The sequence below is a fragment of the Tenacibaculum sp. IB213877 genome, from assembly GCF_034043975.1.
Classification (GTDB): Bacteria; Bacteroidota; Bacteroidia; order Flavobacteriales; family Flavobacteriaceae; genus Polaribacter.
This window is the reverse complement of sequence record NZ_JAXCHH010000001.1, coordinates 108,804-133,859: the sequence shown is the minus strand read 5'-3', so window position 1 is coordinate 133,859 and position 25,056 is coordinate 108,804. Positions and strand designations below refer to the sequence as shown.

Sequence of the window (25,056 nt, the reverse complement as noted above, 5' to 3'; positions counted from 1 at the left end):
ATACCATAAAATGAAACAGGTAAATTGGTTTGAGAGAAAATTTGATTTCTCTTTTCAACAAAATATTTTCCCTTCAATTATTGAACGCTTAGAAGGGACTTCTATTAGACTTGAACATAAAATTTCTCAAATTCCTACTGAATATTTGACCGTAAAACCAGACAATAAATGGTCAATTAAAGAACACATTGGACATTTAAGTGATTTAGAACCTCTTTGGCAAAACAGATTAGATGATATTTTAGCCAACAAAGAATTTTTACGAGAAGTTGATTTAACAAATAGTAAAACAGATTTAGCGAATCATAATAGTAAAAATGTTTCTGAATTGTTAGAAGAGTTTATTAAATTGAGAAAAAATACTCTTAACAAGTTAAAAAACCTTACTGAAGAAGACATCTATAAATACGGACTACATCCAAGGTTAAAAACACCCATGCGTACTATGGATTTATTTTTATTTGTTGCAGAACACGACGATCATCATCTATCAAAAATGACTGAAATTGTTACTTTATTAAGCTAACGTACTTCTTAGATAAACCCTTGCTCTTTCATCCATTCATCTGAATAGATTTTATTAATGTAACGACAACCGTGATCTGGAAAGATCATAACTACAAAACTATCATCAGTAAAATAGTTTTTAGCAGCATATTGCTTCGTAGCTTGAATTACAGCACCACTTGTATACCCCGCAAAAATACCTTCGGCTTTTACCAATTTACGTGCTTCTAATGCAGCATCTTTATCAGTTACCTTTTCATATACATCTACAGCATCAAAATCGGTAGACGTCGGAATTAAATTCTTCCCTAATCCTTCAATTTTATACGGAGCTATTTCACGCTTATCAAACTTACGTGTTTCATGATACTTTTTAATGACAGACCCTACAGCATCTACTCCTAAAATTTGTATATCTGAGTTTTGTTCTTTTAAATAGCGTCCAACTCCAGAAATTGTTCCTCCGGTACCACTTGCCACTACTACATGCGTTACTTTTCCTTGGGTCTGCTCCCAAATTTCCGGTCCAGTAGTAGCGTAATGTGCTTCAATATTTAATTCATTAAAGTATTGATTTATATAGATAGAGTTAGGAGTCTCTTGTTGAATTCTCTTTGCGGTTTCATAATACGAACGAGGATCATCTGCCGGTACATTTGCAGGACACACGTGCACCTCTGCCCCCATTACTTTTAAAATATCTATTTTATCTTGTGAAGATTTATCACTCACCGCCAAAATACATTTATAACCTTTTACTAAACTAATCATTGCTAAACTAAATCCAGTATTTCCTGAAGTAGTTTCTACAATAGTATGCCCTGGTTTTAGTATTCCTTTTTTTTCAGCGTTTTCAACAATATGTAGTGCAATTCTATCTTTAGCAGAGTGCCCAGGATTAAATGCCTCAATTTTAGCATAAAAATTACCTGGTAAGTCTTGTATAATTTTATGTAATTTAACAATAGGGGTTTGCCCAACTAATTCTAAAATATTGTTTTTAATTGTGGTGTTTTTCTCCATTTTATAAATTAAAAATGTCATTTTGAACTGAAGAGAAGAACTGTAAATAATGACAGATTTTTCGCTTCGCTCAAAATGACAATTCCTCAATTCGAGGGCAAAAGTAATATTATTTTTCTAACTTATCCTCTAAAGCTAAAAAGAAGGTATATTCTCTTGCTGTTTCTTTAAGTGCATCAAATCTTCCTGATGCGCCTCCGTGACCAGCTTCCATATTGGTGTGCAACAATAATAAATTATTATCGGTTTTTAATTCACGTAATTTAGCTACCCATTTTGCAGGCTCCCAGTATTGCACTTGACTATCGTGTAAACCGGTAGTAACCAACATATTTGGATATTTTTTTGCCTCAACTTGATCGTATGGTGAGTAGGATTTGATATAATCATAGTACTCCTTTACATTCGGATTTCCCCACTCATCATATTCTCCTGTAGTTAACGGAATACTATCATCTAACATCGTAGAAATTACATCTACAAATGGTACAGCAGCGATGATTCCGTTATACAATTCCGGATTCATATTCACTACAGCTCCCATTAACAAACCACCAGCAGATCCGCCCATAGCATATAAATGTTCTGGTGAAGTGTAACCGTTATCAATTAAGTATTTTGAACAGTCAATAAAATCTGTAAACGTATTTTTCTTATTCAACATTTTACCATCTTCATACCACTCACGTCCTAAATATTCACCTCCTCTAATATGTGCTAAGGCAAAAACAAACCCTCTGTCTAATAAGCTTAAACGAGTCGTTGAAAAGCCATCAGAAACCGTGTATCCGTAAGAACCATAGGCATACTGTAAAATAGGCGTATTCTTGTCTATTTTAGTGTCTTTATGATGTACAATTGATAAAGCAACTTTTTTACCATCTCTTGCAGGAACCCACAAACGCTTACTTATGTAATTGTTTTTATCAAATTTCCCTCCTAAAACCTCTTGCTCCTTTTTAACATCTTTGGTTTTATCTTTCATGTTAAAATCAATTACCGAATTTGGAGTGGTCATTGAATTGTATGAATAACGGAAAACATCAGTATCAAACTCAGGATTGTTATATACGCTTGCCGTATACGTTTCTTCACCAAATGGTAAATAATAATCATCCGCTCCGTCCCAACGCTTAATTCGGATTTTGATCAATCCTTCGTTTCTTTCTTCTAAAACCAAGTACTCTTTAAAAATGGAGAAATCTTCTAATAAAGTATCTTCTCTATGTGGAATCACATCTACCCAGTTTTCTTTTCCTGTTTTATTTTCAGGAGTTTTCATCAACTTAAAGTTGGTTGCTCCATCTTTGTTGGTTTTAATGTAAAAATCATTCTCAAAATGCGCAATTTCATATTCTAAATCGCGTTCACGAGGTTGAATAACTCTAAACTCTCCATCAGGATTATCAGCTTCCAACACTCTGTATTCTGTAGAAACTGTATTGTAAGAACCAATTACTAAGTATTTGTTTGACTTTGTTTTATAGACAAAAGTTCCAAATGTTTCATCTCCTTCTTCATACACCAACTCATCCAAAGAAGCATCAGAACCTAAAGTATGCTTATAAATTTTTGAAGAGCGTAATGTTACAGGATCTTTTTTTGTATAGAATAATGTTTTATTATCATTTGCCCATACGCTTCCTCCTGTAGTATTTTCAATAATATCTTTATAGATCTTACCAGTTTCTAAGTTCTTTATTCTGATAAAATATTGACGACGACTTACCGTATCTGTAGCAAAAGCAGCTAGCTTATTGTCTTCAGAAACATTTAACCCACCTAACTGAAAATAATCAAAACCTTTTGCTTCATTATTTACATTGAACAAGATTTCTTCTTCAGCTTCTAAATTTCCTTTTTTACGCGAATAAATTGGGTATTGCTGACCTTTTTCATAGCGAGTAATATAGAAATATCCATTTTTCTTATACGGAACCGACTCATCATCTTCTTTAATTCTACCTTTCATTTCTTGAAATAAATCCTCCTGAAACTGTTGGGTATACCCCATTACATCATCAAAATATTTATTTTCAGCATCTAGGTAGTCATATACTTTTTGGGTTTGCTTGTCTTTTTGAGTAGCATTTTTTTGCTCATCAGTCAAACGCATCCAAAAATAATTATCGGTTCTTACATCACCGTGAATTTCTAGTTCCTTAGGTTGCTTTTCAGCTACAGGAGCTTTTATGTCTTTCTTCATGTTTTTTTCTTTGCAGGATGCAAAAATAATACATAATAATAAACTAGGCAGTAGTAGTTTTCTCATTTTTTAATTTGTTTTTAATACTGGTAAAATACTAATTTTGCAATTATTAAATCTTAAAAATTATAAATTATGTTTGGAGATTTATCAGGAATGATGGATAAGCTGAAACAAGCTCAGCAAAAGGTTGAAGAAACTAAACAACGTTTAAATACTGTTTTAATTGATGAAAGCAGTGCAGAAAATAAAATTAGAGTAACCGTAACTGCTAACAGAGAAATCAAAGAAATTATTATTGATGATTCTTTATTAAATGATTCTGAAGAATTAGAAGATTACTTAGTTCTAACCTTAAATAAAGCGTTGAAGAGAGCCGGAGAAATTAACGAACAAGAAATGGCTACTGCTGCTAAAAGCGGAATGCCAAATATTCCGGGAATGGATATGTTTAAGTAGTTTTTCTCTTAAAGAAATAAAAAAAGCGACCTTTCGGTTACTGAGCGTAGTCGAAGTAAGGTCGTTTTTTTACTTTCCTATATTTAAAATTACTTTGTAAATTCAGTAATTGTCTTTTTTATAATTTCAATACAATCTCTTAGTTGCTCTTCGTTCATTACCAACGGTGGCGCAAAACGAATAATGTTTCCGTGTGTTGGTTTAGCTAACAATCCGTTATCACGTAACTTCATGCAAATGTTCCAAGCGGTATCACTATCTTCAGTATCATTAATTACCACAGCATTTAACAACCCTTTTCCTCTTACTAAAGTTACCAATTTGTTTACTTCAACAAATTTCCCTAGTTCTTCACGGAAAATTTTACCTAAACGTTCAGCATTTTCTGCTAATTTCTCATCACGAATTACTTCTAACGCAGCCATTGCTACTGCTGCTGCAACTGGATTTCCTCCGAATGTAGATCCGTGGTTCCCTGGTTTAATTACATTCATGATAGCATCATCAGCTAATACTGCCGATACAGGATATGCTCCTCCTGATAATGCTTTTCCTAAGATCAACACATCTGGTTTTACATTTTCATGATCCACCGCTAATAATTGTCCTGTACGTGCAATTCCTGTTTGCACTTCATCAGCAATAAATAACACGTTATGTTTTTCACATAAGGCTTTAGCAGCCGCTAAATATCCTTCTGAAGGAACATACACTCCTGCTTCACCTTGAATTGGTTCTACTAAGAAACCCGCAACGTTTTTATTACTTTCTAAAGCTTCTTCTAACGCTTTTAAGTTGTCATATTCAATTTTGATGAATCCTTTGGTATAAGGCCCAAAGTGTTCACGAGCTACAGGATCGTTAGAAAATGAAATAATAGTAGTCGTTCTTCCATGGAAATTGTTTTCGCAAACAACAATTTCAGCTTCATTTTCATGAATTCCTTTTACCTCATATGCCCATTTTCTACAGATTTTTAAAGCTGTTTCAACAGCTTCTGCACCTGTATTCATTGGTAATAGTTTATCAAATCCAAAATATTCAGAAGCAAACTTTTCATAACGCCCTAACATATCGTTATAAAAAGCACGTGATGTTAAGGTTAAAGTTTGTGCTTGATTAACCATTGCTCCAACAATTTTTGGATGGCAATGCCCTTGATTTACTGCCGAATATGCAGAAAGAAAATCATAATATTTTTTACCTTCTACATCCCACACATACACACCTTCTCCTTTACTCAAAACCACTGGAAGTGGATGATAGTTGTGTGCTCCATACTTGTTTTCTAAATCGATCGCTTGTTGCGAAGTTAATTGGTCTAAAACAGCCATTTTAATAATTTTTAAGTGAATAAAATAACCATTCCTTATCTACCTTTATCCTTTCGTTTCTCCGAAGTATCGGGACGAAAATTCAGCGTGGGAAAGAAATCATCCCTATGAGGGTGCAAATTAGTAAATATTCAGAATGTTATAAAATGTTCTTCTATATTTTATATAAATACCTATAAACACCTACTAATCAATATATTTTAATACTCAAAAAATACTTTAAAAACCATGATAAATGTTAGCCTTTTGAGAAAAACATCAAAATAGTTTTGTCAAAAATCTTTTTAATCATGAAAACCTTTATCTATTCAATAGTACTAAGTATAACTTTTGTGCTATTTAGTTGTAGTAATAAAAAAGAAGCTCCGGCATACGGAAAACCTTCAACAACCACAAAATCTACATCTAACAAAACTGAGCCTTCGAAAACGGAAAACAATCAAATTGCAGAAGGAAAGAAATTATTTACTGAAAAAACCTGTACTACTTGTCATCAAGTAGACACAAAAGTAATTGGTCCTTCTATCAAACAAATTACAAAAGTGTATAAAGCAAAAGATGCTAACATTGTCGCTTTTTTACAAAGCAAATCAGCACCTATAGTTGACACGGATCCAGGACAAGTTGCTGTGATGAAAGCTAATTTAGATAGTTTTGTGAAAGAAATGAGCGAAAAGGAGTTGAAAGCCATTGAAGCTTATATGCTGAGCATTCAATAACAAATCATTTTATCCATTTATTTTAAAAAGCACCTTTGTATAAGGTGTTTTTTTATACTTAGTTTTCATAGCTTTGCAGTTGAAAATTTAATACTGTAAAATGCCACGTAGAGAACGTAATAAATTTGTAAAAAGAGGCGGAATTATTGAAATCTTGATTGAAGACTATGCCTTTGGAGGAAAAGGAATTGGACGCATTAGAAATGAACATGGAGAGTTTGTAGTTTTTGTTCCTAATACACTTCCGGGGCAATTAGTAAAAGCTAGAGTTGAAAAATCGAAAAAGAAATATGCCGAATGTAAATTAATAGAGGTTTTAAAAGACTCTGAAGATGAAGTTTCGGTTCCTTATCAACAAATACCTGGTGCTCCATACATAAAATTACCTATTGAAAAACAACATGAGTACAAATACACTAGTACCATGAGTTTGTTCAAAAAAATAGGTAAAGTAGCCCATATTGAAGAGCTTTTTGATGAATTTGTGTCATCTCCTAATGTATTTCATTATCGAAATAAAATGGAATATAGTTTCTCTGCTATTGGTTTTGATAGCGAAAACAATACTGATGTTGACGAATTTACTTTAGGTTTTAAGAGACGTGGTACTTGGTGGATTGGAGAAAATTTAGATAAAGACAGCGGGCTTTTTGATGCTGAACTTGAAAACAAGTTAAAAGATATTCGTAAATATTTTGAAAATACAGATTTAACACCTTGGCACGCGCCAAAAAGATATGGCTTTTTTAGGTATTTTGTAGTTAGAAAGTCATATAAAACCAATGAGTTACTTTTTAATTTAGTAACTACTTCTGAAGATTTACCTAACTTTGATTTACATAAATTTGCTGAGTTTTTAGTAGAACAATTTGGTGACAGAGTTGCTGGTTTATTACACACCATTAATGATGAAACTGGAGATAGAACTATAGCAACCTCTGGAAGTATTAAACTGGTTTACGGAAAAGATAAAATTGTTGAAGAGTTGTTGGGATTGAATTTTGAGATCAGTATGAAAAGCTTCTTTCAAACCAACCCAAAATCTGCCGAAAAATTATACTCAAAAGTTATTGATTATGCACTCGAAAACAAAGAAGCCATTGACAACACCGTGGTAATGGATCTTTTTTGTGGTACGGGAACCATTGGTCAAATCTTAGCTTCAAAAAGTAATAACACTAAAATTATCGGAGTTGACATTGTAGCGTCCGCTATTAAAGATGCTAGAGAAAATGCTAAGAGAAATAACATTGAAGGAGTAGAGTTCTTTGCTGCTGATGTAGGTAAATTCTTAACGGAGCATCCGCAGTACCAAAACAAAATCAGAACCATAATTTTAGACCCTGCACGTGCAGGAATAGCGCCAAAAACATTAAAAAAAATCATTAACCTAAAAGCAGATAGAATGGTTTATGTATCTTGTAATCCGGCAACTCAAGCCAGAGATACTGAGCAATTAATGGAAGCTGGCTATAACATAAAAAAGATTAGTTTAGTAGATCAATTTCCACACACTGCACATATAGAAACTGTGGTATTATTTGAAAAATAAGTTATGAAACGAATAGCAATCACCTTTTTAATACTCACTGTAATAATCATTTCTTCTTGTGAAAAAGATGATTTTTGCACACAAAATCCGGTAACACCTAGTTTGGTTCTCCGTTTTTACAGCAAGGATACTGTAGCTGACACCAAAAAAGCAGATTCTTTATATGTTTGGGTTGATGGTAAGGATAGTATTTATAAAAATTTAAATACCGATTCAATAGCACTTCCTTTAAACACGTTAGCACAACAAACAAAATTTAACCTATCAAAAGGAACCTTGCAAACAGCTACATTAACTATTAACTATACAACAGAAGATGAGTATGTATCAAGATCTTGCGGGTATAGAGTTCTATTTAATGACGTTTCTTTTGAAAAAACAGGATGGATTGACAGCCTATCAGTAACAGAAATACCAACAATAAATAATCAAAGTAGCGCACATGTTAAAATTTATCATTAGTATTTTTTTCCTTTTTGTAGTTTCTTTTGGTTTTTCACAAGAAAATAAACCTTCCAAAGAAACTAAAAAAGACACCATTGTATATAAAACAGGATATGGTTTACGATTGGGCATAGACGTTAGTAAGCCTGCGTTACAACTAGTTGATAAAAGTTACACAGGTTACGAAATAGTTGGAGATTATCGCGTTTCAAAAAGATGGTACATAGCTGGTGAAATTGGTCATGAAAAAGAAATTACGTTTGAAGATTACACAAAATCTACCTCTAAAGGAAATTATATTCGCTTAGGAGCTAATTACAACACTTATAATAATTGGCTAGACATGAATAACGAAATTTATGTAGGAGGACGTTACGGATTTGCCATTTTTGATCATACACTAAATAGCTACACTCCTAACGTAAGTAATCCTGATTTCCCTGGATATTACCCATCGCAGCCAAATAATACTCCTATGAGTGATACCGGTTTAAAAGCACATTGGTTAGAATTACAAGTTGGAATTAAGGTTGAAACCTTTAAAAATTTATTTATTGGCTTTAGCGGCTCTTATAAAATAGCTGTGAGTATTGATGATCAAGAAAACTTTAAAACTTTATACGCACCTGGTTTTAACAGAGTATATAGTAGTGATACTGGTTTTGGCTTTAATTATACTATTTCTTATTTAATTCCTTTTGTTAATAAATAATTTTCGAGGATAGTATTGATTTTACTAACTTTACAAATCGAAAAATAAAACTTATTAACAATGGATAAAATACCAAGCGTAAATTTACAAGACTTTTTATCAAATGATCCTGCTCGTAAGCAAAAGTTCATTGATGAAATAGGTCACGCTTATGAAAACATTGGTTTTGTTGCTTTAAAAGGTCATTTTTTAGACGATAAACTAGTGGATAATTTATATGAAGAAATTAAAAACTTTTTTGAATTACCAGTAGAAACCAAACAGAAGTACGAAATTCCTGGGATTGGAGGACAGCGTGGTTATGTTTCCTTCGGAAAAGAAAGTGCTAAAGGCAAAAAAGAAGGTGATTTAAAAGAATTTTGGCACTTTGGTCAGTACGTAGAAAATGATCCAAAGTTAGAAGCTGAATATCCTGCAAATGTTGAAGTTGAAGAATTACCACATTTTAATGAAGTAGGGAAACAAACCTACAAAATGTTAGAAAAAACAGCTAAATACGTTTTACGTGCATTAGCTTTACATTTAGGGTTAGAAGAAACTTATTTTGACCAATACATCAAAAACGGTAACAGTATTTTACGTCCAATCCACTACCCTCCTATTAAAGAAGAGCCAAAAGGAGCTGTAAGAGCAGCTGCTCATGGGGATATTAATTTAATTACCTTATTAATGGGAGCTCACGGACGCGGATTACAAGTTCAAAACCATAAAGGAGAATGGATTGATGCTATTGCACAACCCGATGAATTAATGATTAACGTTGGAGATATGTTGTCTCGTCACAGTAACAACAAATTAAAATCAACCATTCACCGTGTGGTAAATCCACCTAAAGAATTATGGGGAACTTCTCGTTACTCAATTCCGTTTTTTATGCACCCGGTTTCAGAAATGAAATTAGATGTGTTAGAAAATTGTATTGATGAGCAAAATCCTAAACAATTTGAAGACATTACAGCAGGAGAATTTTTAAATGAACGTTTACGTGAACTAGGGTTAATCAAATAATCTATGGATTTACAAGATCAATTAAAAAACCTTTTTCCTGAACATAAATTTGAAGAGCCCGCTGCGGAGAAAAAACCAGATGTATGGTTACAAGATGAACCTATCATTTGTAAATACGAAAAACGCAAAGGAAAACCTATAACCATTTTAGAAGGTTACAATGGCGCTACTGAAGATTTTAAAAAATTAACCAAAGAAATTAAAACTAAACTTTCTGTTGGAGGTAGCTTTAAGGATGAAAAAATTATCATTCAAGGAGATTATCGTGATAAAATTATGGAGCTACTTAAAAACAAAGGGTTTAATGTTAAAAGAGTTGGCGGATAACACATAATAAGTTGCTAAAATTTTCACATTTTTAGCAACTTATTTTTTAAAAGCGATGTTTTTTTAACAGTTCATTTTATAGATATTTAAAAATAAGCTGTTTAAATACTAAACATTTACTATTCAACGTTTTTTTTAGTATAATTGGAAGTTAAATCCCCAATTAATTATGAATTCTATTTTACACATAACCAACGGCGACACTACCACACAATTATTACAAAGCTTAGGTGTGGAAGGTGAAATTATCACCTGGAGAGAAATGTTGTGCGAAGGAAAAACTATTACAGAAGTAGGAAGTGAATCTTTTTGGAAAACACGTTTTGATTTTTTAAAAAGCTCATACAAAATAACCAAGAAAAAGTTTATTGATTATACTTTAAAGGAATACAGAAACCTTTGCCAACAAAAACAACAAGATGAGATTGTTTTATGGTTTGAATACGACCTTTTTTGTCAAATAAACATGTTAGCAGTTATTAGTTGGTTAAAACGCTACAGAAGTGATCGAAAAATATCCTTAATACAAGGTGGAAAAACCAAAAATAATTCTAAACTTAAAACACTATCAGAGTATACTCAAAAACAACTTTTAAATCTTTATGAAAATAGAGTTGAACTAACTCAAGATGATATTGAGTATGCCGATTATATTTGGCAATTGTATTGTTCCGACAGTCCGCTACGCTTAGAAACTGTATACAAATTCAATCCGATGTCTCCTTTTATCTATCTAGAAGAAGCCATTAAAGCACATTTGCTACGTTTCCCATCTATAGAAAACGGATTGAATAAAATTGAAAATGATATTTTAGTATTAGCTCAAGAGAAAACTTTCAGTTCAAAAGATGCGTTTGTATCAGAAATTATTAAAACCCATGGTGTGTATGGTTTTGGTGATATTCAATACGAAAACAGACTTACAGAACTTAAAAAACTTTTCACCTCTTTTAATCCAGTAAAATTAAGTAAAGTTGGTAAAAAGGTATTGCACAATCAAATGAACTATTACGGTCAAATTCGCTCTGAATTTTCGTATCTTGGCGGTGCTAAAAAATACAGCTATTTGTACGTTAATGAAAACGATAAATTGCTGAAAATATCTTCTTAAATGAGTATTAAACAATCAGAACTTATTTTAAATCCAGATGGTAGTGTATATCATTTGAATTTAAAACCAGAACATATTGCTAACGATATAATTTTTGTGGGTGACCAATATAGAGTTGATAAAGTTACCAAACACTTTGATGCTATTGAATTTACCACTCAAAAAAGAGAATTCAAAACTACTACTGGAACCTATAAAGGCAAACGCTTAACAGTTATTTCTACAGGTATTGGACCAGACAATATTGATATAGTTTTTAATGAGTTAGATGCTTTAGTAAATATTGATTTAGAAACACGACAACCTAAAGAAAAACTTACAACGTTAAACATTACTCGTATTGGTACTTCGGGTTCATTGCAATCAGATATACTTGTTGATAGCTTTTTATTAAGCACACACGCTATTGATTTAAACGGAATGTTACATTTTTATCAAATAGATGCAGTTTCACATCCAGAAATTGAAAATGCTTTTGTAAAACATACAAATTGGTCTAGTAAAAAAGCACATCCTATTGTATTATCTGGTTCTAAAACTTTAGAAAACAAATTGTCTTCTGAAAATGTTTACAAAGGAATGACAGCTACTGCGGGTGGATTTTACGGTCCGCAAGGGCGTGTTTTACGCTTACCCTTACAAGACGCTGAATTAAACCATAAAATAGATAACTTCAATCATAACGGAATACGAGTTACAAATTTAGAAATGGAAACTTCTGCAATTTATGGTTTAGCAAACTTGCTAGGTCATAATTCCTGCTCTATGAATGCTATAATTGCTAATAGAGCCAATGGTACTTTTAGTAAAGATCCAGGAAAAATAGTTACCCAATTAATTGAATATACGTTAGATAAACTAGTAGAATAAATGCTGAATTTAAAAGTTGGCGGTGTTCCTGAGCATTTTAACTATCCGTGGTACATCACCTTAAAAAATAAAGAATATACTAAAAAAGGAATCAATTTACGTTGGACAGATTACCCAGGAGGTACAGGTCAAATGACCAAAGCTTTACGTAATGGTGACGTTGATATTGCTATTGTACTTACCGAAGGTATTATTAAAGATATCATCAACGGAAATCCTTCAAAAATCATTCAAACCTTTGTAAAAAGTCCTTTAATTTGGGGAATTCATGTAGGAGCAAAATCTACATTCAAAACCATTTCAGATTTAGAACATGCTACTGTGGCTATTAGCAGGTTTGGTTCCGGATCTCATCTTATGGCTATTGTAAATGCTTACAATCAAGGTTGGGATATTAGTAAACTAAAATTTAAAGTTATTGATAATTTAGAAGGAGGAATTGAAGCTTTAACCAATGGTGAGGCTGATTATTTTATGTGGGAACATTTTACCACAAAACCGTTGGTTGATAACGGTACTTTTAGACGAGTTGGCGACTGCCCCACTCCTTGGCCTTGTTTTGTAATAGCTGTAAGAGAGGAAGTTTTAGAAAATCATCCGCAGGAAGTAAAAAAAGTTTTAGACATTATAAATAACTGTACTAAAGACTTTAAAAATATTGAAAATATAGATAAAACACTATCTATCAGGTATGAACAACAATTAGAAGATATTCAAGAATGGTTATCAATTACCGAATGGAATGACGGAAAACCTATGACCAAAAATTTATTGACCCGCATTCAAAATAAAATGGTAAACTTTAACGTTATTGAAAAGAAGATAAATTCTAGTGAATTAATTAGAAATTTGTAACTTTGACCTTTAAACTTATTAAAATGAAGAGAGTAGTATTTATTGTAATTTGTATCGTTGGTTCATTAGGATTTACTTCATGTGGTAGTACAAGCCCATGTGGTCTATCACAAAACACTAAGCAAACTCAACAAAACCATCAACCAGAAGTGTTAGTTGCAGATGCAACTGCCGAATAGTTGATTGTTCTTTTTTCAAATTCAATAAATCCGCTTTTTTCCAAGGCGGATTTTTTTAGTTCTTCTTTTCCAACATAGGTACAAATCTAAAGTTACCTAATTCGTGTTTTTCAAACTCTTTTGCCGACTTTCTAATAAACAAGGTCATTATTTGAGTACTTTTACCTACCGGTATAAGCATTCTCCCTCCTATTTTTAACTGTCCTAGTAGCATTTTGGGCACAAATGGCGCCCCTGCAGTTACTATAATTTTATCAAATGGAGCTTCGTCTGCTAGCCCTTTATAGCCATCACCAAAAATTAACTTTTTAGGTTTATACCCTAATTTTGGTAAGAATAAGGATGTTTTTTTAAACAGTTCATGCTGACGTTCAATAGAATACACTTCAGCATTCATTTCTAATAAAACTGCTGTTTGATAACCAGATCCTGTACCAATTTCTAGCACTTTATCTCCCGGCAAAACCTCTAAAGTTTCTGTTTGAAAAGCTACTGTATAAGGTTGAGATATGGTTTGTTCTGCTGCAATAGGAAAAGCCTTATCTTGATACGCATGTGCCTCAAAACTACTATCCATAAACAAATGACGTGGAATTTTTCTAACAGCCATTAACACTTTTTCATCAGTAATACCCTTAGCTTGTAAAACGGTAGCTAATTGATTTCTAAGTCCTTGATGTTTGGTTGTATCTCTCACTAATTCTCATTTTTTCAGCAAGCTAAAAGTAGTAATATTTGCCAAAAAAAAGCCATAAAAGTGTATCTTTGTTAGCGTTGATTTTAAAAATTTGATAATCAACCCATAATAAATAACTTATCAAAATATGTTAAAAGCTGGGGTTTTAGGTGCAGGCCATTTAGGTAAAATACACTTGCGCTTGTTACAACAATCTGAAAAATATGATTTAGTAGGATTTTATGATCCTTTTCAAGAAAATGCAAAAAAGGTAGCTAAGGAGTTTGGTTATAAATTATTTAATTCTGTAGATGAATTAATTGAGGCAGTAGATGTAGTAGATATTGTAACTCCTACTCTTTCTCACTTTGACTGTGCTAAACAAGCTATTGAAAAAGGAAAACACATTTTTATTGAAAAACCAATTACCAATACGGTACAAGAAGCAGAAGCTATTAGAACGTTAGCTAGCCAAAACCATGTTCGTGGTCAAGTAGGACATGTTGAGCGTTTTAATCCGGCGTTTACTGCTGTAAAAGATAAGATTGACACACCAATGTTCATTGAAACTCATAGGTTAGCAGAGTTTAACCCTAGAGGAACGGATGTACCAGTAGTATTAGATTTAATGATTCATGATATTGACATTATCTTATCTGTGGTAAAATCAAAAGTAAAAAATGTACATGCCAGTGGAGTATCCGTAATTTCAGAAACTCCGGATATTGCCAACGCAAGGATTGAGTTTGAAAACGGATGTGTTGCCAACTTAACAGCAAGTAGAATTTCAATGAAAAACATGCGTAAGTCTCGTTTCTTTCAGAAAGACGCTTATATTTCAGTGGATTTCTTAGAGAAAAAATCGGAAGTAGTACGAATGAAAGATGTTCCAAGACATCCTTCTGAATTTGCTATGATTTTACAAAATGCTGAAGGTGTTAAAAAACAAATTTATTACGACAATCCTAAAGTGGTACCAAACAATGCTATTTTAGATGAATTAGAATCATTTGCAGATGCCATTAATAATAACACTACACCTATAGTTTCATTAAAACAAGGAACGGAAGCATTGCGTGTGGCGCATCTAATAATTGATTGTTTTTAAAGATGAAACATATCAAGTCAGCACTAATTTTTTGTTTTGTATTAATATTTAATTTGGGGTGCTCAGCTCAAACATATGAATCTAGCAATACAAATTCTGTAATTTTAAACAAAAGTGTTGCTGAAAAATTCATTAATAAATACATAGAATACATCAATACATCTTCAACCATTTCAATTAACGAATGGTTGAGTACTCAAAAACTAACTACAGATAAATTCAATAAAAAAATAAAACAACTATCTGATCAAAATACTGGATTTGATCTTATTTTAAATGCTCAAGATTATCCTGAAAAAGGATTTAAGTTGATTAATCATAATTTAACCAATAATACATTTATATTTCAGGGTAATGATTGAAAAGAATTTACTTTAGAAGTTAAATTAAAGCAAGTTAATAATATCTGGCTTGTTGATGACATTACAAATACAACTAAAAAATACAATAACTAAATCATGAAAAATATTGCAGTAATTGGTGCAGGAACTATGGGTAACGGTATTGCGCATACCTTTGCACAATTTAACTACAACGTACAATTATTAGACATTTCTCAAGCAGCTTTAGATAAAGGTTTAGCAACTATTGCTAAAAACTTAGATCGAATGGTTGCTAAAGGAGCTATAACCGAAGAAGATAAAGCTAACACTTTAAAAAACATTACTCCCTATACTTCTATTCAAGATGGAGTTCAATATGCTAGTTTAGTGGTTGAAGCAGCTACAGAAAATGTTGATTTAAAACTGAAAATTTTTAAGCAGTTAGATGAAGTATGTCCTGATGATACTATTTTAGCCACAAACACCTCATCAATTTCTATCACGCAAATTGCCGCTGTAACTTCAAGACCAGAAAAAGTAATTGGAATGCACTTTATGAATCCGGTGCCAATTATGAAGTTAGTAGAAATTATTAGAGGTTACAACACTTCTGATGAAGTAAATGATTTTGTTGTTAATTTAACAGAGAAAATCAATAAAGTCCCTGTAGAAGTTAACGATTACCCAGGATTTGTGGCCAACCGTATTTTAATGCCAATGATTAATGAAAGTATTGAAACACTTTACAACGGAGTTGCCGGTGTTAAAGAAATAGATACAGTGATGAAGTTAGGTATGGCGCACCCAATGGGGCCTTTACAATTGGCTGATTTTATTGGCTTAGATGTATGTTTATCTATCTTAAACGTTATGTACGACGGATTTAAAAATCCGAAGTATGCTCCATGTCCGTTATTGGTAAATATGGTTACAGCGGGGAAATTAGGAGTAAAATCGGGTGAAGGTTTTTACGATTATTCAGAAAGCAGAAAAGCGGAAAAAGTGGCTAAAATGTTTAGTTAATCTTACGTTTTAATAAGCATAAAAAAAGGAACTCAATTGAGTTCCTTTTTTTATATAATCAGAGCACAGTATTTTAATTGTCTATTTATCTTTTGATGCTTTGTTCCAAATTTTAATTTCGTCTTCGGCAGTAATACCCTCAACAACCTCAATATTTACACCGTCAGAAACTCCTAATTTCAACTCGCGTTTTTCAAATTCATCTTCTCCGGTTTTAATCTCAACATACGGATTTTCAGTTTTTTTATCAAAACGCAATAATGCTTCTTTAATTGCTAAAACGCTGTCTTTTTTCTCTAAAACAATATCTGCATTTGCAGAATAACCCGCTCTAATAAAATAGTTATCGTCTAGAGTAACATCTGCTTTTATTTTAAATTGTACTGCTCCTCCTTCTTCTGTTCCTTTAGGTGCTATAAAATTTAATTTAGCTGGAAACTTTTTGTCTTCAATAGCTCCTAAAGATACTTGTAATTCGGTTCCTTTAACTAATTTACCTACTTCAGACTCATCTACTTTTCCTTCAAAAATCATTTTATTCATATCTGCAATAGTAGCAATGGTTGTGCCCGCATTAAAACTGTTGGCTTGAATAACTTGGTATCCTTTTTTAATAGGAATTTCTACCACCATACCTGTTGTTGTAGCTCTAATATTGGTATTCGCTTCTGATGATCCTGCAGAGCCTCTTTTAATGATTTGATAATCATTTTGAGCATTACGCAAATCGTTTTGTGCTTGATTGTATGATAATTGAGAAGCCTCAAACTCTTGGTTAGAAATTACTCCATTTTCAAACAATGCTTTATTTCTTTCATACTGTGTTTTGGCATTATCTAACTGTATTTTAACCGAATTAATTTTACCTCTTGCACTTTGTAAAGATTGTTCATTAGGCACCACTCTAATAGTCGCTAACAAATCTCCTGTTTTAACAATTTGCCCTTCTTCTGCAATTACCTTGTCTACAATACCAGCAATTTGTGGTTTAATTTCTACTTCTTCCAACGGAATTACTTTACCGGTTGCTACTGTTTTTTTTACAATTGTAGTTTTAAACGGTTTTTCTGTTTCATATTGAACAGCATTTTTTTTGTTCTTTTGTCCGAACCAAATTAGTACTGCTGCAAATAATACACCTACAACTATTAAAATAATTTTTGCTCTTTTACTCATTTTGTTTATTTATAAAGTCTGATTATTATTTTTTTATTCGTCTCTTAATGCTTCAATGGGTTTAACCATAGTTGCCATAAATGCTGGAATTAAACCAATTAGGGTTCCTAATATCATTAACAAGAAAAATGCTATTAAAATAATAGGAATATTAACTGTTGGATTCAATAAGGTGGGGTCGGGTCCTGATCCTAAAAAATAATCGATTAAGAAAAGTACGAAACCTCCAAACACAATACCTAACATACCTGCAATAGTGGTTAAAAAAACTGATTCTAATACTACTTGCTGACGTATTTCTCTTGGGGTTGCCCCAATAGCTCTTCTAATTCCAATTTCTTTGGTACGCTCTTTTACTGTAATTAAAAGAATATTACCAATAGCAAATACACCTGCAATTAATGTTGCAATACCTACAAACCATGTTAAGAACTGCATTCCTGTTAAAAATCCAGTAATTTTTCCTATTTCGGTACCCATATTAAAACTACCAAAAGCTCTATTATCTTCTGGGTCTACTTTGTGCAAGTTCTTTAGAGTTAATTTTAAATCATTTTCAAATTGATTGATATCTACTCCTTCTTGGGCAGTAACCATCATCCAACTAATTTGATTTCCTCTGTTGTACACTTGTTGAAAAGTGGTGAAAGGAATATAGGCATCATCTCCAAAATTTATATTTCCTTTTTTATAAACACCTATTACTTTGTAATTTATATTGTTAGAAATAATATACTGACCTATTGGGTATTCATCTTTTTCGAATAGCTGTTTATACATTTCTTCATCAATAACAATAACTTTTGATTTTCCTAAGATATCATTATCGTTAATGAAACGTCCGTATATTAAATCTTTCTTCTGTACTTTATCTAACACCGGATAATCTCCGCTGATATTAAAATCTCCTGATTTAATGCCATTAATTATGGTACTATTTGCTTGACTTCTTGGAGCTAAATACTTTATTTCTTTAAATTCTCTTTTAAGAATATCAATATCTTTTGTGGTTAAACGAATTGATCTTCCTTTTTGAAATCCTTTAAAAGGTTTTTCTGTACGTTGTGCCCAAATAAAAACACTGTTGGTGGCAAAGTCTCCAAAAATATTTTTAAAGTTGTTTTCCATTCCTCTTGCGGCACCTAAGAGAACAACTAAAAGAAAAATTCCCCATAAAACACCAATAATTGTAATTATAGTACGTGTTTTATTTTTACGAATTCCTCCGTAAATTTCTTGCCAAGTATCTGAATCAAATAAAAATTTAAACATAATTAATCGGCTCTTAAAGCTACAATTGGTTTTATTTCTGCGGCTTTCTTAGCGGGTAAATATCCTGCTATCAAACCTGCTACAACTAATATAATGGTAGCTCCCATTACAATTCCTGTATCTACTCCCGGATCTTTTATAAAGTACTTTTCTAAACCATCTCCTATTTGGTTAAGAATATATGTTCCTAATAAAAGCCCTAAATACCCTGCAATAGCTGTTATTAGCAAAGATTCTTTAACTACCATAGATATAATTGAAGATGGTTTTGCACCCAATGCTTTTCTAATACCAAATTCTTTAGTACGTTCTTTAATTGAGAATATCATAATATTACTAATACCAATAATTCCTGCTATTAAAGTTCCAGAACCTACAAAAATTACAATAAAATAAAGGGCTAACATAAATTGACCAACACCTTTATTTGCTTCTGCCATATTTTGCACAGAAAGTGCACTTTGGTCATCTGGATGAATCTCTAATTGTTGACGTAAGTCTCTTTCTAAACGATTTCCAAACGTAATAGCTTGGTCTAAACTTAATTTTGGATCGTAACCAATATTAATCTGACTTATATAGTCATTATTTCCATATAATTTTTGTGCTGTGGTTACGGGCATATAAGTTAATCTTTCTTCATTATCACCTCCATCATCAGAAAAAACACCTATTATTTTATATGATATTCCGTTTACATTTACCTGCTTACCAAGAGCTGGCCTTTCACCAAATAAATCTTGTTTTACCAGTCTACCAATTACAATTACTTTTGCTGCTTGATCTAAATCAAACTGATTAATATATCTTCCTTCATCCATCATTGTTTTTTCTAAAAACTGATGATCTGGATGTACCGCTCTTAAACTGTAATTATCTTGATTATTTTTATAAGCTATATTTACATTTTTATAAATACGAGCAGTTTGATATTGAATTTTATCAGCATATTTATCAGCTACATAATTGTAATCTTTATTTTTCAATTGAATTTCTCTACCTGTTTGTAAGCCTTTGTATGGTTTTGAAGTTTTCCACACACGAACAAACATAGCATTAGCAGCATCATCTACAAAGGCTTCTGCAAATGTATTTTTAAGTCCGCTAACAATACCGAATAAAAGTGTAAACAATAGAATAGCAAATGCTACTGTAAATCCTGATAAAACAGAACGTAGTTTATTTTTATTAATACTTTGAAATATTTCTCTCCAAGAGTCTACATCAAACATGATTTACATCTTTTATTTTAGCTTTCTTTTTTCCTGTTTCTGTTAATTCATCACTAATTATAACCCCATCTTTCAATCTTACAACTCTATCGGTTTGTTCAGCAACATCTTCTTCGTGTGTAATTACAAAAACCGTCATTCCTTCATCGTTAATTTCTTTTAACAAATCCATTACCGAATCGGTTGTGGTTGAATCTAACGCTCCTGTAGGTTCATCTGCAAGAATAACTTTGGGTTTAGCAACCAATGCTCGGGCAATAGCCACACGTTGTTTTTGTCCTCCTGAAAGCTCGTTAGGTAAGTGATTTGCCCATTCTTTTAATCCTACTTTTTCTAAATACTCCATAGCTATTTTTAAACGTTCTTTTCTTCCCATTCCTTTATAATACAAAGGTAAAGCAACGTTTTCTAAAGCTGTTTTGTAAGAAATTAAATTAAATGATTGAAAAACAAACCCGAGGAATTTATTACGTAAAATTGCAGCTTTCTTTTCATTTAAATTTTTAATGAGTTGTCCATTTAAAAAATAGTTTCCTTCATCGTGTGTATCTAACAAACCAACAATATTTAATAAAGTTGATTTTCCAGAACCCGAAGATCCCATAATTGACACAAACTCACCTTCCTTTATATGTAGATCAAGTCCTTTTAATACGTGAAGAGAATCCTTTCCTATTGGATAAGACTTGTGTAAGTTTTCTATTCGAATCATTTCGTTAGTTAATTTTATACTAAAGTAAATATAGATTTGTTAATTTTTCCAAAATTGATGTTAAATCCAATTTACTTACACACACAAGACGCTTTATTGTGAATTATGTTACAAAAACTTGTTGTAATTTTGACTAAATTATTTTGAATAGTGTATTAATGACTGATTTTCCTACCAATAAAAAAATAATTTTATTCGATGGTGTATGTAACTTATGCAATCATGCAGTTCAAAAAGTGATTCAGTTTGATAAAAAAAATGAGTTTGTATTTGCAGCTCTTCAATCTGAAACAGGAAAAAAAATTACCGATTATTTGGGTATAGACACAATCAAAACTGATTCTATTGTACTTTATGTTCCTAATCAAGCTTATTACACTAAATCTTCCGCAGCATTGAAAATAATGAATGAATTGGGCTTTATTTGGAAATTAACTCAAGTCTTTTGGGTATTTCCTGCTCTTCTCCGTGATATTATTTATGACTATATTGCAAAAAATAGATATAAATGGTTTGGTAAAAAAAAGCAATGCATGATACCAACACCAGAACTAACCGCAAAGTTTTTAGATTAATGATAAAAAATTTACAATGTGTAATTTTTGATATGGATGGTGTTATTATCGATTCAGAATTGATACACAAAAAAGCATATTATGGTACTTTTGAATCGTTAGGAATTACGGTTTCTCAAGAAATTTATGACACTATTACCGGATCTTCCACCATCAATGCTTTCCAAAAATTAGTTCGTATTTTTAACCTAACTGAAAACCCTGAAGATTTGGTACTTCAAAAACGAAAAAGATATGTTGATTTTTTTGAAAATGATCCGAATTTACATTTGGTAGAAGGCGTTGAAGACATTATCAAATATTTTTATCAAAAAGGAATTACGCTAGTGTTGGCTTCCTCATCTGCAATGGTAAACATCAACCGTGTTTTTGACAGATTTGATCTTCATCAATATTTTAAAGCAAAAATTAGTGGTGCCGATTTAAAAGAATCAAAACCTCATCCTGAAATTTTTGAAAAAGCAGCTATTTTAGGTGGTTTTCCAAAAGAAAATTGCATTGTAATTGAAGATTCTGACAACGGAATTAAAGCTGCAAATGATGCAGGTATTTTTGTTTTTGGCTATAAAAATCCGGAGGTTCATAATCAAACCTTGCAAAATGCTAATGCTGTTATTGAAAAATTTGATGAATTAAAGCATCTTTTTCAAATGATTTCTTAGCAAAATCAACTTGTTATAATAGGCAAATTTGGGTTGCTACCCCACTCTGTCCATGATCCGTCGTATATAGAATATTGTACTTCAGAATCAATAAGCTCAGAAGCCAATGCTAAAATACAAGCTGTTACGCCAGAACCACAAGTAAAAAAATATGGATAATTATTTTTGTTAATATTTAAAAAGATAGTTTGTAGTTTTTCTTTTGATAAAAAAGTACCATCATGATTGAACAAAGAAGTATAAGGTAAATTTACCGAATTAGGTATATGTCCACTTCTCAGCCCTTTTCTAGGCTCTGGAACTATACCCGAAAAACGATCTTCAGAACGTGCATCAACAATACAAAAATCATTTTTAATGGCAGTTAAAACCTCTTGAGTATTAACTAACAAATCAGATTTAAAACTAACCTTAAAATTTCCTTTCTTAATTTCTTTTTTTGAAGGTTTAACAGTAGAAAAACCTAATTCTTTCCATTTAGGTAAACCTCCATCTAAAACAGCAATATTATTAAATCCGAAAGTTTTAAATAACCACCAAACTCTAGCAGATGAATATATACCCCAATTATCATAAACCACAATAAGACTATCAGTATTAACTCCTAATTTTTGAGCCTTTAATTCGAATTCTTCAGGAGATAATATTGTATTCGGAAATTCTGATAATGTATTTGAAAACACGTTTTTTATATCAAAAAAAAGAGCATTTGGTAACTGCTCTTTTTTTAACTCTTCATTTCCTGACACCTTAGGTATTGTAGCATCTAGGATAATTAAATTTTCATTGTTCAACTCCTTTTGCAACCAATTTACAGAAACTAATGGATTTGATATGTTTTTTATGGGTGTCATTACATTTTTATCTTTTTATTTTACCTCATCATAATGATCGTCCCAATCTTTAGCTTTAGGATGATCATGTAATTTACCTACTGATTTAGCTACAATCATAGATACCGTAGCATCTCCAGTAACGTTAATAGTGGTACGCAACATATCTAAAGGTCTGTCTACCGCAAAAATCAATGCCAAAGCTACCGGATATAATTCTTTTGGAAACCCTACAGATTCTAATACAATTACCAACATTACCATACCTGCTCCAGGTACAGCTGCACTACCAATGGATGCCAATAAAGCTGTTAATACAATTGATATTTGATTTGCAAAACTCAATCCTTCAGGCCATAATACTTGCATAGCAAATACGGCCGCAACTGCCTGATATAAACTGGTTCCGTCCATATTAATAGTTGCACCTACAGGTAACACAAAACTCGATACTTCTTTATCAACTCCAATATGTTCTTCTACTCTTTCCATAGTAACTGGTAATGTTGCTGCACTTGAACTGGTTGAGAAAGCTAATAACTGTGCAGGGCTTAACTCTTTTAAAAACCAAAGCGGATTTTTTTTGGTAAAAACACTTACTAAAACACAGTAAAAACCAATCATTAATAACAAACCAGTTACCACAGTTCCAACATATTTTAATAGTGCTACTAAAATTTCAGGATCACCAGATGTTACCACTACATTTGCTAATAAAGCAAAAACTGCATAAGGTGATATTAACATAATTAAATCTACCATTTTTAAAACCACGTCATTCAAACTATCAAAAAACTTTTTAAGTGGTTTTGCATTCTTTTCTCCAATTAATAACATTGAAATTCCAAAGAAAATGGTAAAAAAGATTACTTGAAGCATAGCTTTGTTGTTGCTCATAGCATTCATAGCGTTATCTGGCACCATATCTACCAAAAACTGTAATGGGCCACTACTTTTCTGTTTGGCAGCTTCAGCTACTTTAGATGTTACTCCCGAACTTGATGCGTACGTATTTGTTAACTTATCAACTGTAGCTTCAGAAATACCCTCTCCAGGTTGTAAAACATTTACCAACAACAATCCTAAAGTAATAGCAATAACTGTAGTTCCTATATAAATTAAAATAGTTCTAACTCCTATATTTTTAAACTTAGAAATATCTTTTAGATCAGAAATTCCTTTAATTAGCGAAGCAACAATAAGCGGAACCGCAATTAATTTTAAAAGTTTAACAAAAATGGTTCCTAAAGGTTTTATCCAGTTTCCAACAAATTCCGCCCATCCAAATTGTAAAGCGATAAAACCAAAAAGTAATCCGGCAAGCATTCCTATTAAAATTTGCCAGTGCAGTGCTAATTTCTTCATTCTAATAATTGTTTGTTTTGTGTAGGACGGTAAAGATAGAAAATCAATATCAATTGATAAAAATTAAAACTTTTGTGTGACTTTATTTTCGTATATTGGGTCTCACTATTAAAAACACATTAATTAATCTATAAAAAATCAGAAAATGGAAGGAATTTTAGACTTATTAAACAGCCCTATGGGTAAAACTATTATTAATGGTGTTGCGGGTTCTACTGGAAACGACAGCAACAAAACCAGTAGTGTTTTAACCATGGCTTTGCCTGTTTTAATGAAAGCTATGCAACGTAACGCTGCTACCCCACAAGGTGCAGAAGGTTTAATGGGTGCTTTAAATAAACATGATGGTGGTATTTTAGACAACCTTGGTGATTTATTTGGAGGTGGTGTAAATTCTGATGTTCTTACTGATGGAGGAAAAATTTTGGGTCATGTATTAGGTGGTAAGCAACAAGGGGTACAACAAGTAATTGGCCAAAAAGCCGGTATGGATGCTAGTGCTGTAGGTGATATTTTAAAAGTTGCTGCACCAATTTTAATGGGAGTTTTAGGTAAACAATCTCGTCAAAGCGGAGTGAGTAGTGCTGGTGATTTAGGTGGTTTGTTAGGAGGTTTATTAGGCGGTAATAGCGCACAACAAGATCAAAGCTTTTTAGAAAAAATATTAGACGCTGATGGAGATGGAAGTGTTATTGATGATGTTGCTGGAATGGTTTTAAATAGCGGTTCTAAAAAAGGCGGGTTATTAGGCGGGTTATTAGGCGGAATCTTCGGAAGAAAATAATTTTCTAAT

At 32.1% G+C, this 25,056-nt stretch carries 28 protein-coding genes; 18 read left to right on the top strand and 10 right to left on the bottom strand.

Features of this window, described 5'->3' with window-relative positions:
* The first annotated feature begins 10 nt into the window (after positions 1-10).
* A complete protein-coding gene (locus SLH33_RS00680) occupies positions 11-526 on the top strand; it encodes a DinB family protein (RefSeq protein ID WP_320417130.1) in 516 nt (171 codons plus the stop codon).
* An 8-nt stretch (positions 527-534) separates the two neighbouring features.
* Here SLH33_RS00680 and SLH33_RS00675 read toward each other — a convergent pair whose 3' ends face one another.
* Both SLH33_RS00675 and SLH33_RS00670 read right to left on the bottom strand, forming a co-directional pair.
* Positions 535-1,530 carry a cysteine synthase family protein gene (locus SLH33_RS00675; RefSeq protein WP_320417555.1) on the bottom strand — a complete coding sequence of 332 codons (996 nt, stop codon included), beginning with the start codon at positions 1,528-1,530 and terminating at the stop codon, positions 535-537.
* 109 nt (positions 1,531-1,639) lie between these two features.
* The gene (locus SLH33_RS00670) at positions 1,640-3,736 is read right to left on the bottom strand and encodes a S9 family peptidase (RefSeq protein ID WP_320417129.1); all 2,097 of its coding nucleotides are present in this window, start codon (positions 3,734-3,736) and stop codon (positions 1,640-1,642) included.
* A gap of 135 nt (positions 3,737-3,871) precedes the next feature.
* Between SLH33_RS00670 and SLH33_RS00665 the strand changes: the two genes are divergently transcribed.
* The gene (locus SLH33_RS00665; protein ID WP_320417128.1) at positions 3,872-4,195 is read left to right on the top strand and encodes a YbaB/EbfC family nucleoid-associated protein; all 324 of its coding nucleotides are present in this window, start codon (positions 3,872-3,874) and stop codon (positions 4,193-4,195) included.
* 89 nt (positions 4,196-4,284) lie between these two features.
* On the opposite strand, the gene rocD is transcribed toward SLH33_RS00665, so the two are convergent.
* The gene (gene rocD / locus SLH33_RS00660) at positions 4,285-5,529 is read right to left on the bottom strand and encodes an ornithine--oxo-acid transaminase (protein WP_320417127.1); all 1,245 of its coding nucleotides are present in this window, start codon (positions 5,527-5,529) and stop codon (positions 4,285-4,287) included.
* Positions 5,530-5,819: 290 nt separating this feature from the next.
* Between rocD and SLH33_RS00655 the strand changes: the two genes are divergently transcribed.
* The 10 genes from SLH33_RS00655 to SLH33_RS00610 all read left to right on the top strand — a co-directional run bounded on the left by SLH33_RS00655 (position 5,820) and on the right by SLH33_RS00610 (position 13,306).
* Positions 5,820-6,248: a c-type cytochrome gene (locus SLH33_RS00655; RefSeq protein ID WP_320417126.1), complete on the top strand. Its 429-nt coding sequence runs from the start codon at positions 5,820-5,822 to the stop codon at positions 6,246-6,248.
* 100 nt (positions 6,249-6,348) lie between these two features.
* Positions 6,349-7,800 (top strand): 23S rRNA (uracil(1939)-C(5))-methyltransferase RlmD, encoded by a 1,452-nt coding sequence (rlmD, locus tag SLH33_RS00650; RefSeq protein ID WP_320417125.1) that lies wholly within the window; start codon positions 6,349-6,351, stop codon positions 7,798-7,800.
* Positions 7,801-7,803: 3 nt separating this feature from the next.
* A complete protein-coding gene (locus SLH33_RS00645) occupies positions 7,804-8,262 on the top strand; it encodes a DUF6452 family protein (protein WP_320417124.1) in 459 nt (152 codons plus the stop codon).
* Positions 8,243-8,956: a DUF6048 family protein gene (locus SLH33_RS00640; protein ID WP_320417123.1), complete on the top strand. Its 714-nt coding sequence runs from the start codon at positions 8,243-8,245 to the stop codon at positions 8,954-8,956. The genes SLH33_RS00645 and SLH33_RS00640 overlap by 20 nt, the downstream gene beginning before the upstream one ends.
* A 60-nt stretch (positions 8,957-9,016) precedes the next feature.
* Positions 9,017-9,964 (top strand): isopenicillin N synthase family dioxygenase, encoded by a 948-nt coding sequence (locus tag SLH33_RS00635; protein ID WP_320417122.1) that lies wholly within the window; start codon positions 9,017-9,019, stop codon positions 9,962-9,964.
* Between the two features lie 3 nt (positions 9,965-9,967).
* On the top strand, positions 9,968-10,291 hold the full coding sequence (locus SLH33_RS00630) for a translation initiation factor (RefSeq protein ID WP_320417121.1): 324 nt from the start codon (positions 9,968-9,970) through the stop codon (positions 10,289-10,291).
* 169 nt (positions 10,292-10,460) lie between these two features.
* Positions 10,461-11,402, top strand: a complete 942-nt coding sequence (locus SLH33_RS00625; protein ID WP_320417120.1) for a DUF1835 domain-containing protein — start codon at positions 10,461-10,463, stop codon at positions 11,400-11,402.
* Positions 11,403-12,272, top strand: a complete 870-nt coding sequence (locus tag SLH33_RS00620) for a nucleoside phosphorylase (RefSeq protein ID WP_320417119.1) — start codon at positions 11,403-11,405, stop codon at positions 12,270-12,272.
* Positions 12,273-13,127, top strand: coding sequence for a substrate-binding domain-containing protein (locus tag SLH33_RS00615; RefSeq protein ID WP_320417118.1), 855 nt, complete (start codon positions 12,273-12,275; stop codon positions 13,125-13,127). It abuts the gene before it with no gap.
* 23 nt (positions 13,128-13,150) lie between these two features.
* On the top strand, positions 13,151-13,306 hold the full coding sequence (locus SLH33_RS00610) for a hypothetical protein (RefSeq protein WP_320417117.1): 156 nt from the start codon (positions 13,151-13,153) through the stop codon (positions 13,304-13,306).
* Between the two features lie 55 nt (positions 13,307-13,361).
* On the opposite strand, the gene SLH33_RS00605 is transcribed toward SLH33_RS00610, so the two are convergent.
* On the bottom strand, positions 13,362-14,003 hold the full coding sequence (locus tag SLH33_RS00605; RefSeq protein WP_320417116.1) for a protein-L-isoaspartate(D-aspartate) O-methyltransferase: 642 nt from the start codon (positions 14,001-14,003) through the stop codon (positions 13,362-13,364).
* Between the two features lie 127 nt (positions 14,004-14,130).
* Here SLH33_RS00605 and SLH33_RS00600 point away from each other — a divergent pair, with 127 nt between their 5' ends.
* The 3 genes from SLH33_RS00600 (at position 14,131) to SLH33_RS00590 (ending at position 16,436) form a co-directional block, all read left to right on the top strand.
* The gene (locus tag SLH33_RS00600) at positions 14,131-15,090 is read left to right on the top strand and encodes a Gfo/Idh/MocA family oxidoreductase (protein ID WP_320417115.1); all 960 of its coding nucleotides are present in this window, start codon (positions 14,131-14,133) and stop codon (positions 15,088-15,090) included.
* A gap of 2 nt (positions 15,091-15,092) precedes the next feature.
* Complete coding sequence (locus tag SLH33_RS00595) at positions 15,093-15,452, top strand: hypothetical protein (protein ID WP_320417114.1); 360 nt, start codon at positions 15,093-15,095, stop codon at positions 15,450-15,452.
* Between the two features lie 96 nt (positions 15,453-15,548).
* Positions 15,549-16,436: a 3-hydroxybutyryl-CoA dehydrogenase gene (locus SLH33_RS00590; protein WP_320417113.1), complete on the top strand. Its 888-nt coding sequence runs from the start codon at positions 15,549-15,551 to the stop codon at positions 16,434-16,436.
* A gap of 81 nt (positions 16,437-16,517) precedes the next feature.
* Here the strand turns inward: SLH33_RS00590 and SLH33_RS00585 are convergent, their stop codons facing one another.
* From SLH33_RS00585 to SLH33_RS00570, 4 genes are read right to left on the bottom strand one after another with little or no spacing between them, the layout of a single operon-like run.
* Complete coding sequence (locus SLH33_RS00585) at positions 16,518-17,612, bottom strand: efflux RND transporter periplasmic adaptor subunit (RefSeq protein ID WP_320417112.1); 1,095 nt, start codon at positions 17,610-17,612, stop codon at positions 16,518-16,520.
* Positions 17,613-17,645: 33 nt separating this feature from the next.
* Positions 17,646-18,884 carry an ABC transporter permease gene (locus tag SLH33_RS00580; protein ID WP_320417111.1) on the bottom strand — a complete coding sequence of 413 codons (1,239 nt, stop codon included), beginning with the start codon at positions 18,882-18,884 and terminating at the stop codon, positions 17,646-17,648.
* 2 nt (positions 18,885-18,886) lie between these two features.
* Positions 18,887-20,116 carry an ABC transporter permease gene (locus SLH33_RS00575; RefSeq protein ID WP_320417110.1) on the bottom strand — a complete coding sequence of 410 codons (1,230 nt, stop codon included), beginning with the start codon at positions 20,114-20,116 and terminating at the stop codon, positions 18,887-18,889.
* Positions 20,109-20,828 carry an ABC transporter ATP-binding protein gene (locus SLH33_RS00570; protein ID WP_320417109.1) on the bottom strand — a complete coding sequence of 240 codons (720 nt, stop codon included), beginning with the start codon at positions 20,826-20,828 and terminating at the stop codon, positions 20,109-20,111. The genes SLH33_RS00575 and SLH33_RS00570 overlap by 8 nt, the downstream gene beginning before the upstream one ends.
* A 158-nt stretch (positions 20,829-20,986) precedes the next feature.
* On the opposite strand from SLH33_RS00570, the gene SLH33_RS00565 reads away from it, so the two are divergent.
* Complete coding sequence (locus SLH33_RS00565) at positions 20,987-21,403, top strand: thiol-disulfide oxidoreductase DCC family protein (protein WP_320417108.1); 417 nt, start codon at positions 20,987-20,989, stop codon at positions 21,401-21,403.
* Positions 21,403-22,065 (top strand): HAD family phosphatase, encoded by a 663-nt coding sequence (locus SLH33_RS00560; RefSeq protein WP_320417107.1) that lies wholly within the window; start codon positions 21,403-21,405, stop codon positions 22,063-22,065. Before SLH33_RS00565 ends, SLH33_RS00560 begins: the two co-directional genes overlap by 1 nt.
* 5 nt (positions 22,066-22,070) lie before the next feature.
* Here the strand turns inward: SLH33_RS00560 and SLH33_RS00555 are convergent, their stop codons facing one another.
* Together SLH33_RS00555 and SLH33_RS00550 are read right to left on the bottom strand one after the other, a co-directional pair.
* A complete protein-coding gene (locus tag SLH33_RS00555) occupies positions 22,071-22,919 on the bottom strand; it encodes a sulfurtransferase (protein WP_320417106.1) in 849 nt (282 codons plus the stop codon).
* A 15-nt stretch (positions 22,920-22,934) separates the two neighbouring features.
* Positions 22,935-24,263 carry a dicarboxylate/amino acid:cation symporter gene (locus tag SLH33_RS00550; RefSeq protein WP_320417105.1) on the bottom strand — a complete coding sequence of 443 codons (1,329 nt, stop codon included), beginning with the start codon at positions 24,261-24,263 and terminating at the stop codon, positions 22,935-22,937.
* A gap of 145 nt (positions 24,264-24,408) precedes the next feature.
* On the opposite strand from SLH33_RS00550, the gene SLH33_RS00545 reads away from it, so the two are divergent.
* A complete protein-coding gene (locus tag SLH33_RS00545; protein WP_320417104.1) occupies positions 24,409-25,047 on the top strand; it encodes a DUF937 domain-containing protein in 639 nt (212 codons plus the stop codon).
* The last annotated feature ends 9 nt before the right edge of the window (positions 25,048-25,056 follow it).

What these genes read in the sequence shown, in the direction of transcription:
- SLH33_RS00585 (WP_320417112.1), bottom strand. Translation starts at nt 17,612, where the DNA reads ATGAGTAAAAGAGCAAAAATTATTTTAATAGTTGTAGGTGTATTATTT.
- SLH33_RS00590 (WP_320417113.1), top strand. Translation starts at nt 15,549, where the DNA reads ATGAAAAATATTGCAGTAATTGGTGCAGGAACTATGGGTAACGGTATT.
- SLH33_RS00600 (WP_320417115.1), top strand. Translation starts at nt 14,131, where the DNA reads ATGTTAAAAGCTGGGGTTTTAGGTGCAGGCCATTTAGGTAAAATACAC.
- SLH33_RS00555 (WP_320417106.1), bottom strand. Translation starts at nt 22,919, where the DNA reads ATGACACCCATAAAAAACATATCAAATCCATTAGTTTCTGTAAATTGG.
- SLH33_RS00570 (WP_320417109.1), bottom strand. Translation starts at nt 20,828, where the DNA reads ATGATTCGAATAGAAAACTTACACAAGTCTTATCCAATAGGAAAGGAT.
- SLH33_RS00645 (WP_320417124.1), top strand. Translation starts at nt 7,804, where the DNA reads ATGAAACGAATAGCAATCACCTTTTTAATACTCACTGTAATAATCATT.
- SLH33_RS00635 (WP_320417122.1), top strand. Translation starts at nt 9,017, where the DNA reads ATGGATAAAATACCAAGCGTAAATTTACAAGACTTTTTATCAAATGAT.
- SLH33_RS00610 (WP_320417117.1), top strand. Translation starts at nt 13,151, where the DNA reads ATGAAGAGAGTAGTATTTATTGTAATTTGTATCGTTGGTTCATTAGGA.
- SLH33_RS00560 (WP_320417107.1), top strand. Translation starts at nt 21,403, where the DNA reads ATGATAAAAAATTTACAATGTGTAATTTTTGATATGGATGGTGTTATT.
- SLH33_RS00545 (WP_320417104.1), top strand. Translation starts at nt 24,409, where the DNA reads ATGGAAGGAATTTTAGACTTATTAAACAGCCCTATGGGTAAAACTATT.
- SLH33_RS00675 (WP_320417555.1), bottom strand. Translation starts at nt 1,530, where the DNA reads ATGGAGAAAAACACCACAATTAAAAACAATATTTTAGAATTAGTTGGG.
- rlmD (WP_320417125.1), top strand. Translation starts at nt 6,349, where the DNA reads ATGCCACGTAGAGAACGTAATAAATTTGTAAAAAGAGGCGGAATTATT.
- SLH33_RS00580 (WP_320417111.1), bottom strand. Translation starts at nt 18,884, where the DNA reads ATGTTTAAATTTTTATTTGATTCAGATACTTGGCAAGAAATTTACGGA.
- SLH33_RS00640 (WP_320417123.1), top strand. Translation starts at nt 8,243, where the DNA reads ATGTTAAAATTTATCATTAGTATTTTTTTCCTTTTTGTAGTTTCTTTT.
- SLH33_RS00550 (WP_320417105.1), bottom strand. Translation starts at nt 24,263, where the DNA reads ATGAAGAAATTAGCACTGCACTGGCAAATTTTAATAGGAATGCTTGCC.
- SLH33_RS00665 (WP_320417128.1), top strand. Translation starts at nt 3,872, where the DNA reads ATGTTTGGAGATTTATCAGGAATGATGGATAAGCTGAAACAAGCTCAG.
- SLH33_RS00625 (WP_320417120.1), top strand. Translation starts at nt 10,461, where the DNA reads ATGAATTCTATTTTACACATAACCAACGGCGACACTACCACACAATTA.
- SLH33_RS00615 (WP_320417118.1), top strand. Translation starts at nt 12,273, where the DNA reads ATGCTGAATTTAAAAGTTGGCGGTGTTCCTGAGCATTTTAACTATCCG.
- SLH33_RS00630 (WP_320417121.1), top strand. Translation starts at nt 9,968, where the DNA reads ATGGATTTACAAGATCAATTAAAAAACCTTTTTCCTGAACATAAATTT.
- SLH33_RS00670 (WP_320417129.1), bottom strand. Translation starts at nt 3,736, where the DNA reads ATGAAGAAAGACATAAAAGCTCCTGTAGCTGAAAAGCAACCTAAGGAA.
- SLH33_RS00680 (WP_320417130.1), top strand. Translation starts at nt 11, where the DNA reads ATGAAACAGGTAAATTGGTTTGAGAGAAAATTTGATTTCTCTTTTCAA.
- SLH33_RS00565 (WP_320417108.1), top strand. Translation starts at nt 20,987, where the DNA reads ATGACTGATTTTCCTACCAATAAAAAAATAATTTTATTCGATGGTGTA.
- SLH33_RS00575 (WP_320417110.1), bottom strand. Translation starts at nt 20,116, where the DNA reads ATGTTTGATGTAGACTCTTGGAGAGAAATATTTCAAAGTATTAATAAA.
- SLH33_RS00620 (WP_320417119.1), top strand. Translation starts at nt 11,403, where the DNA reads ATGAGTATTAAACAATCAGAACTTATTTTAAATCCAGATGGTAGTGTA.
- rocD (WP_320417127.1), bottom strand. Translation starts at nt 5,529, where the DNA reads ATGGCTGTTTTAGACCAATTAACTTCGCAACAAGCGATCGATTTAGAA.
- SLH33_RS00655 (WP_320417126.1), top strand. Translation starts at nt 5,820, where the DNA reads ATGAAAACCTTTATCTATTCAATAGTACTAAGTATAACTTTTGTGCTA.
- SLH33_RS00595 (WP_320417114.1), top strand. Translation starts at nt 15,093, where the DNA reads ATGAAACATATCAAGTCAGCACTAATTTTTTGTTTTGTATTAATATTT.